At 53.7% G+C, this 16,475-nt stretch carries 13 protein-coding genes; 12 read left to right on the plus strand and 1 reads right to left on the minus strand.

Going from position 1 to position 16,475, the window contains the following annotated elements; all coding sequences use genetic code 11:
- The first annotated feature begins 21 nt into the window (after window positions 1–21).
- The 4 genes from smc (at window position 22) to moaC (ending at window position 5,885) form a co-directional block, all read left to right on the plus strand.
- Window positions 22–3,663 (plus strand): chromosome segregation protein SMC, encoded by a 3,642-nt coding sequence (gene smc, locus Pla144_RS23955; protein WP_146453240.1) that lies wholly within the window; start codon window positions 22–24, stop codon window positions 3,661–3,663.
- 615 nt (window positions 3,664–4,278) lie between these two features.
- The gene (locus Pla144_RS23960; protein WP_146453241.1) at window positions 4,279–4,851 is read left to right on the plus strand and encodes a helix-turn-helix domain-containing protein; all 573 of its coding nucleotides are present in this window, start codon (window positions 4,279–4,281) and stop codon (window positions 4,849–4,851) included.
- Between the two features lie 201 nt (window positions 4,852–5,052).
- A complete protein-coding gene (locus Pla144_RS23965; RefSeq protein WP_146453242.1) occupies window positions 5,053–5,418 on the plus strand; it encodes a putative signal transducing protein in 366 nt (121 codons plus the stop codon).
- A complete protein-coding gene (gene moaC, locus Pla144_RS23970; RefSeq protein ID WP_146453243.1) occupies window positions 5,415–5,885 on the plus strand; it encodes a cyclic pyranopterin monophosphate synthase MoaC in 471 nt (156 codons plus the stop codon). Before Pla144_RS23965 ends, moaC begins: the two co-directional genes overlap by 4 nt.
- A gap of 48 nt (window positions 5,886–5,933) precedes the next feature.
- Here the strand turns inward: moaC and miaA are convergent, their stop codons facing one another.
- Entirely contained in the window at window positions 5,934–6,863 is a 930-nt protein-coding gene (gene miaA, locus Pla144_RS23975; RefSeq protein ID WP_231936539.1) for a tRNA (adenosine(37)-N6)-dimethylallyltransferase MiaA, read from the minus strand.
- Window positions 6,864–7,050: 187 nt separating this feature from the next.
- Between miaA and hisE the strand changes: the two genes are divergently transcribed.
- From hisE to Pla144_RS24015, 8 genes are all read left to right on the plus strand, one after another.
- Window positions 7,051–7,386 (plus strand): phosphoribosyl-ATP diphosphatase, encoded by a 336-nt coding sequence (hisE, locus tag Pla144_RS23980; RefSeq protein WP_146453245.1) that lies wholly within the window; start codon window positions 7,051–7,053, stop codon window positions 7,384–7,386.
- 13 nt (window positions 7,387–7,399) lie between these two features.
- The gene (hisG, locus tag Pla144_RS23985; protein ID WP_146453246.1) at window positions 7,400–8,254 is read left to right on the plus strand and encodes an ATP phosphoribosyltransferase; all 855 of its coding nucleotides are present in this window, start codon (window positions 7,400–7,402) and stop codon (window positions 8,252–8,254) included.
- A 250-nt stretch (window positions 8,255–8,504) separates the two neighbouring features.
- Window positions 8,505–9,164: a hypothetical protein gene (locus tag Pla144_RS23990; RefSeq protein ID WP_146453247.1), complete on the plus strand. Its 660-nt coding sequence runs from the start codon at window positions 8,505–8,507 to the stop codon at window positions 9,162–9,164.
- 63 nt (window positions 9,165–9,227) lie between these two features.
- A complete protein-coding gene (locus tag Pla144_RS23995; RefSeq protein ID WP_146453248.1) occupies window positions 9,228–10,850 on the plus strand; it encodes a flotillin family protein in 1,623 nt (540 codons plus the stop codon).
- Between the two features lie 532 nt (window positions 10,851–11,382).
- Window positions 11,383–11,991, plus strand: coding sequence for a DUF937 domain-containing protein (locus tag Pla144_RS24000; protein ID WP_146453249.1), 609 nt, complete (start codon window positions 11,383–11,385; stop codon window positions 11,989–11,991).
- Between the two features lie 574 nt (window positions 11,992–12,565).
- On the plus strand, window positions 12,566–13,846 hold the full coding sequence (locus Pla144_RS24005) for an NTP/NDP exchange transporter (RefSeq protein WP_146453250.1): 1,281 nt from the start codon (window positions 12,566–12,568) through the stop codon (window positions 13,844–13,846).
- 10 nt (window positions 13,847–13,856) lie between these two features.
- Window positions 13,857–14,234, plus strand: a complete 378-nt coding sequence (locus Pla144_RS24010) for a hypothetical protein (RefSeq protein WP_146453251.1) — start codon at window positions 13,857–13,859, stop codon at window positions 14,232–14,234.
- 558 nt (window positions 14,235–14,792) lie between these two features.
- Window positions 14,793–16,169 carry an IS607 family transposase gene (locus tag Pla144_RS24015; RefSeq protein WP_146453252.1) on the plus strand — a complete coding sequence of 459 codons (1,377 nt, stop codon included), beginning with the start codon at window positions 14,793–14,795 and terminating at the stop codon, window positions 16,167–16,169.
- The last annotated feature ends 306 nt before the right edge of the window (window positions 16,170–16,475 follow it).

Consider the following 16,475-nt stretch of genomic DNA (forward strand, 5'->3'; position numbering starts at 1 on the left):
AAACCACCTTACGCTTCCACCATGCTCAAGGCCCTCGAACTCAATGGCTTCAAGAGCTTTGCCGACCGTACGCGTCTGGAGTTCCCCAGCGGCATCACGGCGGTGGTGGGCCCCAATGGTTCTGGGAAATCGAACGTCGTCGATGCGATCAAGTGGGTCTTAGGAAGCCAGAGTGCCAAAGCGCTTCGCGGCTCTGAGATGACAGATGTCATTTTCAGTGGCTCTCGAAGTCGTAAACAGGCCAATGCTGCCGAAGTAACGCTCTCGTTCGATAACTCGGCCCGCATTCTTGATGTCGACGACGAAGTCGTGCATGTCACTCGCCGAGTACTCCGCAGCGGCGAAGCGGAGTACCTCTTAAACCGAGAGGTGTGCCGACTACGTGACATACGCGAGATATTCGCAGGCATCGGCGTCACGACAGGTGCCTACAGCATCATCGAGCAAGGCAAGGTTGATGCTCTCTTGCAGTCTTCTCCCAAGGAGCGCCGCCTCATTTTCGAAGAGGCCGCTGGTGTAAGTCGATTTAAACTCAAGCGCCAAGAGGCAACCCGACGTCTTGAACGTATTGAGCAGAATCTGCTGCGACTCTCTGATATCGTGGAAGAACTCGAATCGCGTCTTCGCAGCGTACGCAGCCAAGCCGGTCGGGCACGCAAATACAAAGAATTCTCCGATCGGCTTCGCAAACTAAGAACTCAAGCTGGACTAGCCGACTGGCGAAAACTCTCCGCCACGCTCGAAACCTCTCAACAAGAAGCCAACTCACTCCGAGCGGAAGTTGAAGCGGCCCGCAAGACAGTTGCGGTTCACGACGAACAAGTGCAAGCCGTGGAACAGGCAACTGACGACCTGCAAGCCCAATCCCGAGAGGCCACATCGCAGTCAACCTCTGTAAGGGAACGGATCGCACAGAGCGAATCCTTACGTCGCAGCCAACTCGCCCGTGGTGATGAACTGGTTGAAGAAACGCAGCGCCTTGAGAAACAGTTGCTATCTATGAGCTCTCGTGCCGGAAGTGCTCAGCAGATGGTGGCAGAGAACCAAGCCCAGTTGCAAGAATCCGAAACACGCTATGACGAGCTTGAGGGCCAAGTCCGGCAACAACAGGCAGAACTCGACCTCGCCCAGTCAGCGCTGGCCCAGTGTCGCAGCGACTTGGCCACGTGCCGAAGTGAGACCACGGAGGCCTTTCGTGAAACCACCCAACTTGAACACCGTATACAAGTTGTAGAGTCTCAACACTTTGCGGCAATTACAGAAGGTGACCGACTCCGCTTAGAAGCCGACGAAGCCCGGGAAGCAAAATCCGAATCTAGCGGCCACTTTGCCATCGCCAACGATCTTTTGCGACAACAAGAGGGGGTCGCTCAGCAGGCTCAGCAAGAACTCGTGGCGACTCAAGAAAAAGTTCGCGACCATCGCGGCCAATTAGCCAAAGCACAGGCCGCACTGGCCGACCATAAAGGGCGTCTCAGCGGAGCCAAGGAACGCTCTCTCGTACTTGAGGAATTGGAGAGACAATTGGACGGCCTAAGCGCCGGTACCAAAGAAGTACTGCGTCTGGCCAAGTCCGAGCCTGACGGACCGTTTGGCCGAGTTCGTGGCGTGGTCGCCGACCTCTTGCACGTCGATGCCGATACGGCCTCCATCGTCGAGATTGCCCTGGGAGAAAAAGCCAACTGCCTCGTGATCGAGCAAGTCGACTCCCGCATGACCGAAATGGCCGAGTCGGATTGGTTCGGTCGCACGAGCTTCTTGCGACTCGATGTCCCACTTCCCGCCAGCGCGGTCGATCGCATCGATCTCTCCGGCGAGCCTGGAATTATCGGCCGAGCTGATCAATTTGTCGAAATAGCCCCTGACCTGGCACCTTTAGCTCGGCGTTTATTGGCCCGGCATTGGTTTGTGGATTCCCTGAATACGGCCTTTGGTTTGTCCAAAGGGGTAGGGCGGGGACTCAATTTCGTCACTGTCGTAGGAGAGGTCCTCACCGCGGATGGCACACTGACCGTAGGCCCTCGGCAGGCCTCGATGGGGCTCTTGTCCCGCCGCAGCGAGTTGCGGGCACTAGTGGACGAAATCCGCGACATGCAGCAAAAAATCCTCTCTCAGCAGGAACACTGCACGGGATTGGAAACTGCGGTGCATAATGACGAACAAGCCCTGGCAAGGTTGACTTCCCAGCAGGAAAAAGCGTCTCGGGCTGTGAACGAGACACTCATGAAAGTCGCTTCTGCCCGTGATCGCCTCGACAGGGCAAACGAAACGCTCTCCGAGGCCGAGGCACAACTCAAAGAGGCCGACGAGAAAGCAACCTCCGCGGCCAATGAACTAGCCGATCTCAAGAGCCAACTCGCCAATCGGCATTTGCTACAGCAGCGATTGCAGCACCAACTCAATCTGCACACCGAACAAGCATCACGACTCGAACAGCAGGTCACCGTCCTTCAGCCAAGCCTGACAGATATCCGCGTCGCCTTAGCCCGCAGCGAGCAACGCCGCGACGGCCTCCGCCATCAGATGGAGCAGCTTCGCCGCGACCACCAGGAGCACGACAAAGCCCTGGAGGAAACCAGACAGCGAACAGTCGATTGCCGCACCCAACAAGAGACTCTCCGACAGTCTGTCCTCGATCTGACCAGCGAGCTGGCAGAACTCTACAGCGAGAAGGACCGACTCACTACGGAGCTTGCCGATTGGAATTTTCGCCTGGAGCAACTTCGAAAAGAGCGAACCGCTTCGAGTCGCAATGCAGAAGGGCTCCGCTCGCAATTGCTGGAAAAACAATCACTACTTCAGCAAATTGAACTGAAACAGCAGCAGAGAGAAAACCAACGCCGAGAAATCGCCGAGCGACTTACTGAAGACTATCGCTTAGACATTGCCCTGCTGGCAGTCACCGAACCGCCCGTGGAAATACCAGACCGTCCTGCGGTCGAGACTGAGATCCGCAACTTGCGCGAGCAGCTCTCGGGCGTAGGCCCCGTTAATCTTGAGGCACTCTCCGAGCTGGAGGCAATTGAGGAGCGTCACGCCTCACTCGCCAAACAATACCAAGACCTGCGACTGGCCAAAACACGCCTGGAACAGTTGGTATTGAATATCAATGTGGAAAGTCGCGATATTTTTGTGCAAACCCTCAACTTGGTGCGGGGGCATTTCCAGGAGCTTTACCGCAGCCTCTTCGGCGGTGGTGAGGCTGATATCATTATGGAAGAGAGCGAGACCGACGATGTACTCGAATGCGGTATCGAGATAGTTGCCCGTCCTCCCGGAAAGCAACCTCGCAGTATGTCGCTGCTATCTGGTGGGGAACGGACCATGACGTGCGTGGCGTTGTTGCTAGCAATCTTCCGCAGTCGCCCCACTCCTTTTTGCGTGCTGGACGAAGTCGATGCGGCTCTCGACGAAGCAAACATCGACCGCTTCGTAGATGTCTTGCGTGAGTTCATGTCTTCCACCCAGTTCATCGTCATCACCCACAGCAAACGCACGATGTCCTGTTCCGACACCCTCTATGGCATCACTATGCAGGAATCAGGTATCTCGAAACACGTATCCGTGAGATTCGAAGATGTCAGTGCCGACGGGCAGATTCGCCAGTCTGTGCAATCAAATCAGGACGAAAACACCAACTCAACTGGTGCCCAGGCAGCCTGAAACCACTCTTTAGTGTGGCCTTGAAACATACGACAGACAGAAACCAAATCTTGGCTACAGCCGTCATAACCGGTCCTCTCTGCCTGATTCGGGAAAGTTTCTAAAGTCGGACCCCCATTTGAATCGAAACTAACCTTCGGAAGGATTGTTTTGGTTGTCTGCCAAATGGGAGTCAACCAAAGTGATCCACGCAGGGGGGAGCCTGCCAAGTTAAGGGATAACGTTGCCGCAACTGCGGTAGCGCCCACCCACCACGCTAGCGGTACGCTCTCTCTCGCGCCACCATTACTTACCGATCCCTCGGGATTGGAAGCATAAGAATTGGTTTAATTGTAAGAGTTGGAAGGATTGTTCACTACAATCTCCAATTTAACGAATTTTGCCAATCTTCCTATGCTTGCATTGCCGATGGAAGAACATGACGGAGCGGATCAGAAGGACCTGAGCCAACCCACCATGCAAACTATGTATCCCGACCCAGGTGTGCAATTCAGAACACCGTACTGGCCACAGGGAAGCCCGAGCCAGTCTGAAGCACAGATAGGGATACGCGGCTAGAGGGTAAGTGCCCCTAGCGCGACCAGCGAAACGCAAGACATTATTGGAGTACCCGTGATGAAGGTCTTTACAACTGGTCAGGTCGCCAAGATCTGCAAAGTGGCCCCGCGCACGGTCAGCAAATGGTTTGACTCAGGGCGATTGAAGGGCTATCGAATTCCCGGTTCCCAGGACCGACGAATTCCCCGCGAATATCTAATCCGCTTCCTCAAAGAGCATGGTATGCCCTTGGGAGATTTGGAAGATGAAGCGATGGCCAAAGTCCTGATCGTTGCCCAGGACCAAGTGCTGATCGAAAACCTGAAACGTGAACTACCCGCCGAGAGAGCATTCCGCACCTCCACCGCTGCAAGCGGATTCGAGGCCGGGATCCAGGCCGAAAGTTTCCACCCCGATTGCATCATCGTCGATTTTTCAATCGGTCAGGTCGAAGCCCTGCAAATCTGCCAGAACCTGCGCCGCAGCAGTGACTTTGCCGAAACCATTTTGATCGCCCTGCTGCCAGATGATGGCACCACGGCAAGCTTCGATCGATCAAGCATCAACGAGACGTTCAAGAAGCCTTTCGACGCCGCTCTGTTGGCCGAAAGACTACGAACCCTCATCGGTGCGAAGAAAGAGTTGGTCTAGATATCACAACCCGCCGGTAAAAGTTTCGCTGGTGGTTAAATATAGAATCAGGGGCTGTTGAATGATTCAACTGCCGGGCGGCTGGGTTCTCCCGAACTGTCGCCCCTACCCCGCTCAAGAACCTCGCTGTCAGAAATGGCAGCGAGGTTTTTTTATTGATTTCGGCAAGACTTTTATTGATTCGGCGAATAGAATCAAGTCATGTCGACCACAGCTCCAAATCCAACGAAGCTCACCGAAGTCCGTACGGACATGGAAGCAGCGATGATTGTAGCTGTCCTCGAAGAGCATGGTATCGATGCTTTTCTCACAGGCGAGTTCACTTCGGGCTTTCGAGCTGAGGCTCCAGGGAATGTGAACGTACTTGTCGGCGATACGGACCTCGTTAAAGCCCAACAAATATTGAGAGAATTTAGGACTCAATCCGATTCTGAATCGACCAATAAAGACGAACAATCCGGACAGTCTTTTCGAGACATATGTCGCGCACTTGTCGTTGTTGGTCTAATTGCCACGGCTTTGAGTATGATCATTCGATTAGCGACTTTAGCTATCGGAGAACTATGACCGATCTCACCCACTTCGACGAAGCCGGTGCCAGCCGAATGGTCGATGTCGGCGATAAACCGATCACTCATCGTTTAGCCCGTGCGAGTGGAATCGTCCGGATGCAACCTGCGACGCGACAATTGATCCTGGATCGCAAACTTGCCAAAGGCGACGTACTGGAAGTTGCCCGCCTGGCGGGGATCATGGCAGCCAAACGAACCGGCGAACTGATTCCCCTTTGTCATCCCCTTCCGCTCGATGCCGTAAGTATCGCTTTCTCTGAGGTCGACCAGGACGCCCTACGGATCGAGGCCACCGCAGAGGTCACCGCCAAGACAGGGGTCGAAATGGAAGCCCTTACGGCCGTCTCCGTTGCAGCACTCACCATCTACGACATGTGCAAGAGCGTCGACCGAGCCATGCAAATCGAATTCATCCAACTCGAAGAAAAAAGCGGCGGCCGCAGCGGGCATTTTACCCGTTAGCCGGTATCGTCCCGATGCCGAGTTGGAGCGGCATCGGGACGATGCCGGCTAAATTGTGGCGATTTGTTTCGCGATTGCTTCCGGATCGATTTCTCCTTCAATGTCCACGTACCGACATTCGCACAAACTGCGGAACCAAGTCCCCTGCCGCTTGGCAAACCGGCGTGTGTGGGCCTTGATCTTTTCAACCATCTCATTGTATTCGCCACCTGAGAGATATTCGATCACCTCGCGATAACCCACAGCCTGGCTTGCCGTACGACCGAGCTTATTTCCCTTGGCAGTGAGCCGCTCGACTTCATCAACTAGGCCACGTTCGAACATCTGCTCGACTCGCTCGTTGATCCGCTCATGCTGTTCTTCGCGGGGACGGCGAAGAATAAACACTCGGCATTCGTCGGCGGGAGTCCCCTCGTCAAAATGCGTTTGTTGATGACTGATCGGCTCGCCAGTGGAGCGAAACACTTCCAGGGCTCGGATCAACCTCCGCGTATCGTGCGGATGAATCTGAGAAGCAGCCAGCGGATCAAGCTGCTCAAGACGTCGGTGCAACTCCTCACTGCCAACTTCTTTGACCTCGACGGCAATTTGCTCTCGCACTTGCCAATCAGCTGGCGGGCCGGACGACATACCTCGCAGGAGTGCTTTCAGATACAGCGGCGTCCCACCGACAAAGAGCACCTCCTTGCCACGCGATTTGATGTCGGCCATCGCCCCCTGGGCTAATTCCAAGTAACGCTCGATGCTGAATTCCTCGCTCGGATCGACCACGTCAATCAAGTGATGCGGCACCTGGGCTTGTTCCTCAGGAGTCGGTTTTGCCGTGCCGATATCCATGCCGCGATAGACGGCCATCGAGTCGAGCGAAATAATCTCGGCCCCAATCCAGCTTGCCAAGGAGAGCGCAACCTGCGTTTTCCCCACGGCGGTAGCACCACTGAGAAACCAACAATCGAGGGCAGGTTGCGTATCGTTCACTAGAATTACATTAATCAAAATATTGAGGTTTACGTGAGACTCGGACTGGTCGCTTCAGCGACCAGTCATCATGGGCATGATTGTCAGACCTGTAATCGGTGCTTACACTTGAGGGACCCACCTACACGAAACTTTCCATTGTGAAGCATGACCACCATTTGGGGAAGCCGCACACGCCGTTCTAACTATGAATCACAAATCACGACCACTTGATAGCTTGGAGCAGACGATCCTCTCTCGCAAACAATCGCCTAGCGAGAAATCCTATACGACCCAATTGCTCACCGGGGGCATCGAAAAGATCGGCGGTAAGATCATCGAAGAGGCCGCCGAAGTGGTCGAGGCGGCAGGAGAATCCGGCGAGGAGGGGCGTCAGCATACGATCTGTGAAGCAGGGGATGTACTCTATCACCTGCTTGTCCTGATGGCCTATAGGGGGGTGAGCCTCGCAGAAGTCGAAGCCGAACTCGCCCGGCGATTTGGTGTCTCTGGACTAGAAGAAAAAGCCTCACGAGAACGATAAGTTAACACAAGTCATGACAGAAAACCTACGCATCGGTGTCCCCAGCAAAGGCCGCTTGGCCGAGATTTCCACAGCACTGCTGCTTGAAGCGGGACTCCGTTTCCGCCGTCAGGACCGCAGCCTCTTTGCCCGTGTGAAGGAAATGCCAATCGACATTACTTTTCTTCGCACCGACGACATACCCATCCTCTGTGCCGAAGGTGCCATTGATCTTGGCATCACAGGCGCCGACTTAGTGGCCGAAAGTGGTGCAGAACTAAACGAACGTCTGAGCCTGGGCGTCGGTAATTGTCGATTGGCGGTGTGTGTTCCCGCAGAGGGAGGCATCGACTCCCCGAAGAAGCTAGCCGGCAAACGAATCGCTTCAAGTTTTCCCAACGTGACTCAGAAGTATTTGGCCACACATGGCGTAACCGCCCACACGGTAAAGCTCACCGGTTCGGTGGAAGTCATGATCGCCCTGGGAATTGCCGATGCGATTGTCGATCTCGTCGAGACCGGCAGCACGCTCGCCGCTAATCGTCTGCGGATCCTGGACGAGATTGGTAGTTACGAGACCGTACTGATCCAAAATCCTCAAACCAATCATCAAGCCCTCTGCGACCGGGTCGTGAGGCGACTCGAAGGCGTGGTCATCGCCCGTGCTTACTCACTGCTTGAATACAATGTCCCCGCCACTAAGCTTGCCGATGTAGAACAAATCACTCCCGGCTACAACTCGCCAACCGTCAACCAGTTAGAAGACAAAAACTGGTACAGCGTTCGAGCCATGGTTAAGCGAAGCGAAGTCATCGGCATCATGGAGCAACTTGAATCGCTCGGTGCCACCGCGATCCTGGAAACATCAATCGCAAACTGCCGCCTCTAAATGCCGCTTGCGGTATTGCGGTATTCAGAGCTATGCCGCGAGCGGCTGGGGCCAATTCGCCAGATTTCCGGCAAGAATCCCCCGTATCGTGCGAATACCCTTTCGCAGACGGCCAAAAATAGGCTCTAGAATTTACCGGAATAACCGGCACGTCCCTCTCTCTAGCGAGAACTTGAGGTACAATTTCTGGATGTTTGATTGAGGCCGCAGCTGCAAGGACTGATTTTCTGACTTTCGTGGGAGGTACGTCATGCTCGACATGCTATTTCTGATCGCAGCAATCATTGGCGGTACAGTCATGATCTGCCAGTTCCTGCTCACACTCATGGGCATGGGGGATGACAGCGGCGACATGGGCGACGGGGACTTCTCCGGCGATGCCGATGTGGCTGGTGACTTCGACATCGACGCTGACTTACCCGGCGACCACCACACTCCTATGGGTCACGCGGCAGATGCCGACTACCAACATCCTGACAGCACTTGGCTCTTTGGTGTGTTGTCTTTCCGCACATTGATCGCAGCCGCGGCGTTCTTTGGTGTCGCAGGCAAGACCGCGTTGAGCGCTGGGATGTCGCAGCCCATGGCTTTGACGATCGCGATTATCCTTGGCCTCTCTGCCATGTACGGCATGTACTACCTGATGCAAGGGATGTCGAAGCTCGTCTCGTCGGGCAACGAGCGTATTGGCGTTTCGATTGGCAAACACGCCACGGTCTATGTTCCGATTCCAGCCGATGGAGCCGGTGTCGGAAAAGTTCAAGTTACTCTGCAAAATCGCACCGTTGAGTATCAAGCCGTCTCTGAGGAAAGTGAACCTCTCCGCACAGGAGAAACGGTTGAAATCATCGAAGTGAAAAACAGCGACACCGTAGCGGTCCGACGATTGGCCGCCCCAGTTGAAGCATAGTTAGGCGACCCGAAAGCGTTAGCTCCTTGAGCTAGAAACAAAATAATACAGGGGGAATTACCAATGACACATGCTATCTTACTATCAGCAATGACACCTGAAACGATGATCGGTCTGGCGATCCTCGCCGCCTTCGTGGCGGTGATCTTCTTCTCGACGATCGTCCTGCTGAAGACCAACTACAAACGCTGCTCCAGCAATCAAGTACTGGTAATCTTCGGTAAGACCAAGCAAGGCCAAGCCGCCAAGACCGTCCATGGCGGAGCCTCGTTCGTGTGGCCGCTGTTCCAAGATTACGAATACCTGAGTCTTGAGCCGATTCAGATCGAAATCCCCTTGCGCGGGGCCCTTTCGATCGAGAACATCCGTGTCAACGTCCCCAGCGTGTTCACCGTGGCCATCGGCACGGCACCTGAGGTGATGACCAACGCCGCGATTCGGCTCTTGCAACTCTCGACGGCAGACATCCGCAAGCAGGCCGAGGAGATCATCTTTGGCCAGTTGCGCCAGGTAGTCGCCTCGATGGGGATCGAAGACATCAACCGTGACCGCGATGCCTTCCTGCAGCACATTCAAAACTCGGTCGAGCCAGAACTCAAAAAGATCGGTCTCGTGCTGATCAATGTGAACATCACCGACATCACCGACGAGAGCGGCTACATCGACGCCATCGGACAGAAGGCAGCCTCACAGGCGATCCAGCAGGCTCGTGGCGACGTGGCCGACGAAGAGAAGCAGGGCGAGATTCGTGTTGCCCAGGCTAATCGTGAGCGGGCCATTGAAGTGGCCAATGCCACTCGCGATCAGCAAATCGGCACCCGCGATGCCGAGCGTGAGCAGGCTGTGCGGATCGCCGACATGGCCAAGTTGCAGTCCGTGGGTGAGCAAGAAGCGGCCTACGAACGGGATATGCAAGTCAAAAATGCCGAACGCGAGATGCGTATCTCGGTCGCAGAAGCTAACGCTACTGCTGTCGAAGGGGAAAACCTCTCCGAGGCAAAGGTTGCCCAGTCGCAAGCGACCTTGCTGACTCAAAAGGCCGACGCGTATCAACGAGGTGAATCTCGCAAACGCGAAGCAGAGGCGGCCGTGCTGGAAGTACAAAACCGCGCAATGGCCAAAGCAGCCCTCGCCGAGGCGGAAAAGATCGAAGCCGAAGAACGCGCCAAATTCGAAGCCCCCGCCAAGGCCCAGAAAGCCCGGATCGTTGTCGATGCCGAAGCGGAAGCGGAAAAGCGCCGCCTGGAAGCCGAAGGTGAAGCCTCCGCAATCTATGCCAAGTTGGAAGCCGAGGCTCGTGGCCAATACGAAATCTTGGCCAAGAAGGGTGAGGGACTCAAGCAGATCGTCGAGGCCTGCGGTGGTGCGAAAGAAGCCTTCCAACTCATGATGCTTGAACATCTCGACACGCTGGCCGAGAGTTCCGCTAAGGCAATCTCGAACATCAAGTTCGACAAGGTCGTCGTCTGGGAAAACGGTGGCAGCAATGGCCGCTCTAACACGGCCGACTTCCTGCACAAAATGGCGGGAACCCTCCCCCCGATGATGCAAGTGATGCGCGACATCGGCGGCATCGAAATCCCCGAGAGCCTGGCCAAACTCGCCGGTGAGGGCGACCTCAAAGAGCCTGCGGACAATGGGCGTGTGTCGACGGTGAAGCAGCCTGAAGTGAAGCCGAAGGCCTAGTTTCCGGCGACCCGGGAACGTTGGTGAACGGGGACATTCAACTTAAGAACAGGGCGCAGCAATTTCGAGCTGCGTCTTGTTCTATTTTGTCCAACCCGATTCCACCCGCCCCTCCCCCGTTCGAAATCAGATACTAGCGGTGAAAGAAATTTCTGGACAGGCAGCTACACTTGACTCTCTCTGTTAATCGAAAACGTCTCATGCCGAGTGGGGCAATTCCAAGAGCGAGAATCGCGATTGCAACAGGCTCAGGTAAGCGACTTTTCAACGCGAAGATTATCTTGTTCTTGATAAACTAGGCAGTGCGTCATTTTGTCCGGTCAAATTGCTCACTTTTCTACTTAACAATCACTTGTTGCCTGCCCATAAATATGTAAGGTGAAAAACGCATAGCCTATTGGTTTGGTGACGGCGAACCATGTTACTAGATTGACTAACTAAACTGTCACAATCGTTGTTCGGTCAGTTGCAATCGTGGCTGGAAAGCATAAATGACCCATACTCTTTTCCATCTTTATTTAGGAGAACTGCGATGTCTAGTTTACTTGAAGCGCTACTCGGTGGTGGGACACAAACCGTAGAAAGAGTCCGCAAGGATACTGATCTCGATGAAAAAGGGGCAGAGCAAGCCTACGGTACCGCAGTCGGTACGATCTTGCGAGGTCTTGAGGCAAAGAGTCAGACAAAGGAAGGTGCCGACAGCATTTGGGATATGCTTCGCAAACAAGTGGAACAAGGAAATGTTCCATCTGAAGCGCCGGCACACAATGAACATGTTCAAGTCAAAGAAATGGATCCCGATCAGGTGAACGATATCCTCTCGGTCATCTTCGGTAAGGACGCTCCCAAAGTCGAAGGTGGCATTGGCAAAGTCATCACGCTCGACTCCGAAGCCACCAAGAAAATCCTCGGCAAGGTATTGCCAGCAGTTCTTGGAGGAATTTTTGGTCAAGCCGAAAAAGACCCTGAGGAAAGCCCACGTGCCTTGCCACAAATCCTCGGCGGTGCCCGTACAGAGATGGAAGAAAAGCAACCGAAGACCCGTGGCATCTTTGATGCTATCCTCGACCGAGACGGCGACGGTGATGTCGATCTAAATGACATTAGCGGACTCATCGGTGTCTTGGCAGGCAAGCAATAGGAATTGGTCCAACATAGAGTGCACGAGATTTGATCAGCGGACAGACTCTGACTGTCGATTAAACTCGTGTACACTCTGGACCTGTTTTTGAACGACCTTTGTCCGAAAGGTTGCTATTCTGCTTGGCAACATCTGAGCATGCGTGGCCGACAAAAGTCTAGCTGAAGGCTCGAGCTTCCCTGCCATACCAAAGCTCACACCGTCCAATCGCTCGCTTCTTTTCGCCAAAGTAGGGTATTAAGGAGGATATTCTCTCCTTCTGCGTGGAGCCCTGTGATGAAGTATTCAATCAGCTACCAGGTCGGATGCTGGTGTTGGTGCCGGCAGTTTGGTAGGTATCCCGGGCTAGTATTGTGGGGGCTGGTCAGTTCCAGGGACACATCCCCGCGTTCGGCTTCCAGCACGAACGTGTTGATATCGTGCCGAAGTCATGGATTAATGCGGCAACGCGTAGGCGGCGGGTGCCTCACAATCTAGTTTGGGCGGCGCGGCTGGTCGAATCAATTCGCAAGACGGGTGGATATGTAACGCAAAGGCATTTGCCTAACGGCTAGAGCCGGTATGATGTTCATTTATGAGATATCGGCTACTCGTTTCGTGGACCTGGTTTTTTCTGGTGCTCTTCTCGTACTACGTGCTCAAGCCGGTCCGCGATGCACTGGTAACTGAGACGCGTCTCTACGGTCCACTGTACCTGGCGACGTTTCTGGCCGTGTGTGCCGCGCTGCCGCTGTACTGGCGAATCGTGGCCCGCACGACTCGGCGGCAGCTCGTGTTTGGGGTGTACCAATTTTTCGTTGCCTGCCTGGTCGTATTTGTCGTGCTTCTGGCGCGGGGTTATAGCGACACGGTGTGGCTGCGTAACGCGTTCTTCGTGTGGGTGAGCGTGTTCAACCTGTATGTCGTGGCCGTGTTCTGGAGCGTGATGGCGGACTTATTTTCGGCCGAGGAGGGCAAGACCTGGTTTGGCGCCGTGGCCGCGGCCGGGACAGCAGGCTCGATTGTCGCGTCTCTAGTCGGAGGCTTCGTCGCGCAGCGGTTGGGTCTGGCCTGGCTGATGGCAGCGGCAATACTCGCTCTGGAGTTATCCATCGTGATGGCATGGCTGGCCCTGCGACAGGAAACGCGTGGCAGCGGTGAGGCACCGCCTTCCAGCGGGTCGCTCTGGGCCGGACTGTGCACAGTGTTGGCATCGCGCTACCTGCTGATGATCTGCGCGTTCACGGCAATCGGAAAGTTTGCTGCCACATTCGTGTACAACAACTTTCAGCATGCATTGCGAGCCCAGGGACTTGGGGTCGAGGAGCGGACGGAACTGTTTTCGGCGATGAACTTCTATTCCCAAAGCGGCACGCTCGCATTCCAGGCCCTCCTGGCGGCGGCGTTGATGCGGTTTGTCGGCGTGGGCGTGACGCTGGCCATTGCCTGCGGCGTGATCGTCGGCCAGTTCGCGTGGCTTTCGGTCGATGCGAGCGTATGGACGCTGATGGTCGCGAAGGTTGTCCAAGAAATCGTGGGCTACGGCCTGCTGGTTCCCGCGCAGCAAGTGCTGTTCACCGTGGTGAGCCGCGCGGAGAAATATGAGTCGAAAGCGTTCGTAGATACGGTGGTGTTCCGGGGGAGCGACGTGGCCGCAGCGAACCTGTGCGACGCCCTAGGACGGTTTTCGGTCAGTGCGGTGGCGTTGGCGATCCTGCCGCTCACCGGAGCCTGGATGGTACTGGGGGCATGGTTGGGGCGGGAGCAGGCCGCGCGAGCCCGATTGGCCGACTCAAAGCGAGCCTCGGTCCCGGGCGCACTGACGGATGATTGTGAGCAAACAGGGCGATGCGCCAGCGGAGAAAGTCCGGGTTAAAATCTGGGATATGCCACGCGATGCGAAAGTGTGGACCAGCAGCATCGGCTCGACGATAGAAGAGCGAACTGACTACACGCTGCGGCTCAATCTTCCCATTGTGCCAGCGAAGATGAACGTCTCTTTCGCTATCAAGCCGGTTTTGCTTGGAAGCCAGGAACTGATGCCCGACTCAGACGGCGTAAGTAGCGCGGCTGGGAACGCCCACGAAGAACAGTGGTTACGCGATTTCGCCAAGGACGAGGTATACCAAGTAATCGGGAGGATAATTCTCGACGTGGTCGACGGATTCCATGGCTGGCATAGACAATACGATACGCCGATCAATAAGGCAGAGGTAATTGAATGGGCCGAACACTCCTACTCAGTTGAGGACCGATACCCTTAGCGCGTGACCGCTGACTCTGCGGCGGTATTTCTGCAGTTGGTATCAAGGTTCATGTCTGCCGAGTGCCACCGTCATGCACTGCTTAGTAGCGCTTGCTTCCGTCATGCAGTATCTCAGGCAGCTTGACGAAGTACTCGCATAAGTGGAACATCTGTGTGCAGGAACGGCGGTTCGCTCCAGAATTTTGTTTCAATTGTTCCGAATTGGTCGTTTCTCTTCCCACTCAGCGCTTCCTGCGTCTCCGCGGTAAAAAAATCTTCCCCTTGCTGTTTCTGTCCAGCGCCTGACACCTATTCCGGTCAATCACTTTTGCTACTCGCCAATCGTTGCTGAACGACTGTTACCGATTTGGCCCAAAATTCGTGGTAGAAATCACCCAGCTTAAAAAAATATAACTAAAAGCTACTATGCTCTCTATTTTTCTAGGCTAATTCTTAAGCCTTACGAATAGATATAATCATTGATTCTTGCTATATTAAGGCATCAACAAAACGAGACCCCGCTGTGCTGAAACACAACGGGGCCTCTAAGCAATCACTAGCTAAACAGGAGCTAGAAATGCCTAATCAAAATGGTATCTGCGGGGCCTCATCCCATCAACTTCTTTCTGTGGGCGATGTTTGTCGGCTCTCAGGTGCCCATCCAAACACAGTTCGGCGTTGGTCGCTAAACCAGCTGCCCACGTACCGTTCGGGAAATGGCGGTCATCGCCGATTTAAGCGCGAAGATGTTGAGCAATTCTTAGGATTAGAGGTCGAAAGCGAACACCCTTCCATCTTGCTATATGCGAGGGTGTCGAGTGGTGGGCAGGCTAAGGGTTTTGCTAAAAACGAAGAGTCATCACTTTCACGGCAAGTCGAAAGATTAAAACTCCATTGCCAGAACCAATACGGAATAGAACCCACGGTTTTTACGGATATCGGCTCGGGATTAAGTTTCAAAAGAGCTGGGCTGGGCCGCATGTTAGAGCAGATAATGCAACACAAACATGATGGGGGAATTTTGCTTCTCACATTTCGCGACAGATTAGCCCGGTTTGGAGTCGAGATAATAGAACTTCTGGCTAAGAATCATGGAATTAAAATAATCTATACTGAAAAAGAATTGAATGAATCGGAAGAAAAAGAATTAAGCGATGATATCATTGCGGTGTGCACGTCGTTTTCTGCCCGTATACATGGTGCCAGAGCCGCCAAGCTAAGCACAAAGACTATGAGCCAGGAGGCGATTGAGAGAGCTACTGAGTTAAAGCGGCAAGGTGTCTCAACGACAAAAGTGGTTGCCATAATGAACGAAGAAAATTATGAGCTGAGCGATGGTTCTCCCGTAAGTATGGCAATTGTAAATAAATATACGAAGAAACCACTTGATTTAATCTTACCAAAACAAACAAAGAATAACGTCCAAGAATATCTCGATGAATGTATTGAGGTGACAACTAATGATACAAGAATCAAAAGTCATGATATCTATTTGGACTACTCAGAATGGTGCAAATCCAAGGGTAAAGATGTTCTTCCAATAATGTCTCTTGGAAGAGTTCTCATCAAGCAATTCAGAAAAACAGGAGTCATTGATCCTGAGTTAAAGAAGCAGGGCAATTACAAAATCCATGCTGGATGGATGGGAATTCGCGTGAAGAACAAAAGGCTACACTTCCAAGTTAAGTCTAAACCTCATAAGAAGCATGTTAAACAAGAAGAACAACCAGCAGAAAACTTCGTTGTCTTTTATGATGAGGTATTGAAGGGGCGGTTCAATGGATTTAGGAGAGAACTTGACGAGAAATATAAGCAATGGTGCAAAGAAAAAGGATTTAAACCCATTTCTATGCTTAAGATACCAAAACTTATTCGCATGATTTCAAACCAACATGGCCAGAAAGAAAAATTTGGAATGAGATACAATTTTTTAGATATAGCAAAAGGAAAATGATGGGGGGAAAATTGCCCGCCAGCTAGCCCACAGAATGCCCGCATTGTTTATTACAGGCTCCAAAAACGGCAGCTAGAATCGCCCCGACGGCAAATGGTCTTATCTTGCCCCGATGAAATCTCGACTCTTTAAAAGGGCATTTTCAAAAAAGATATATAACAAAGAAAAAAATAATAGGTAGTGTCCGTCAAGATGCGCACATTTGTTTTTGGGGTTAACCCTGCCGGTAGGTCCGCCCCCAACTCCGTAGCTGCGTAGCAGCGGAGGAGTTGGGGGCGGGCGCGGCCTACGAGGCCACTCCGCTTC

Origin of the sequence: Bythopirellula polymerisocia, from assembly GCF_007860015.1 — a bacterium.
GTDB classification, from domain to species: domain Bacteria; phylum Planctomycetota; class Planctomycetia; order Pirellulales; family Lacipirellulaceae; genus Bythopirellula; species Bythopirellula polymerisocia.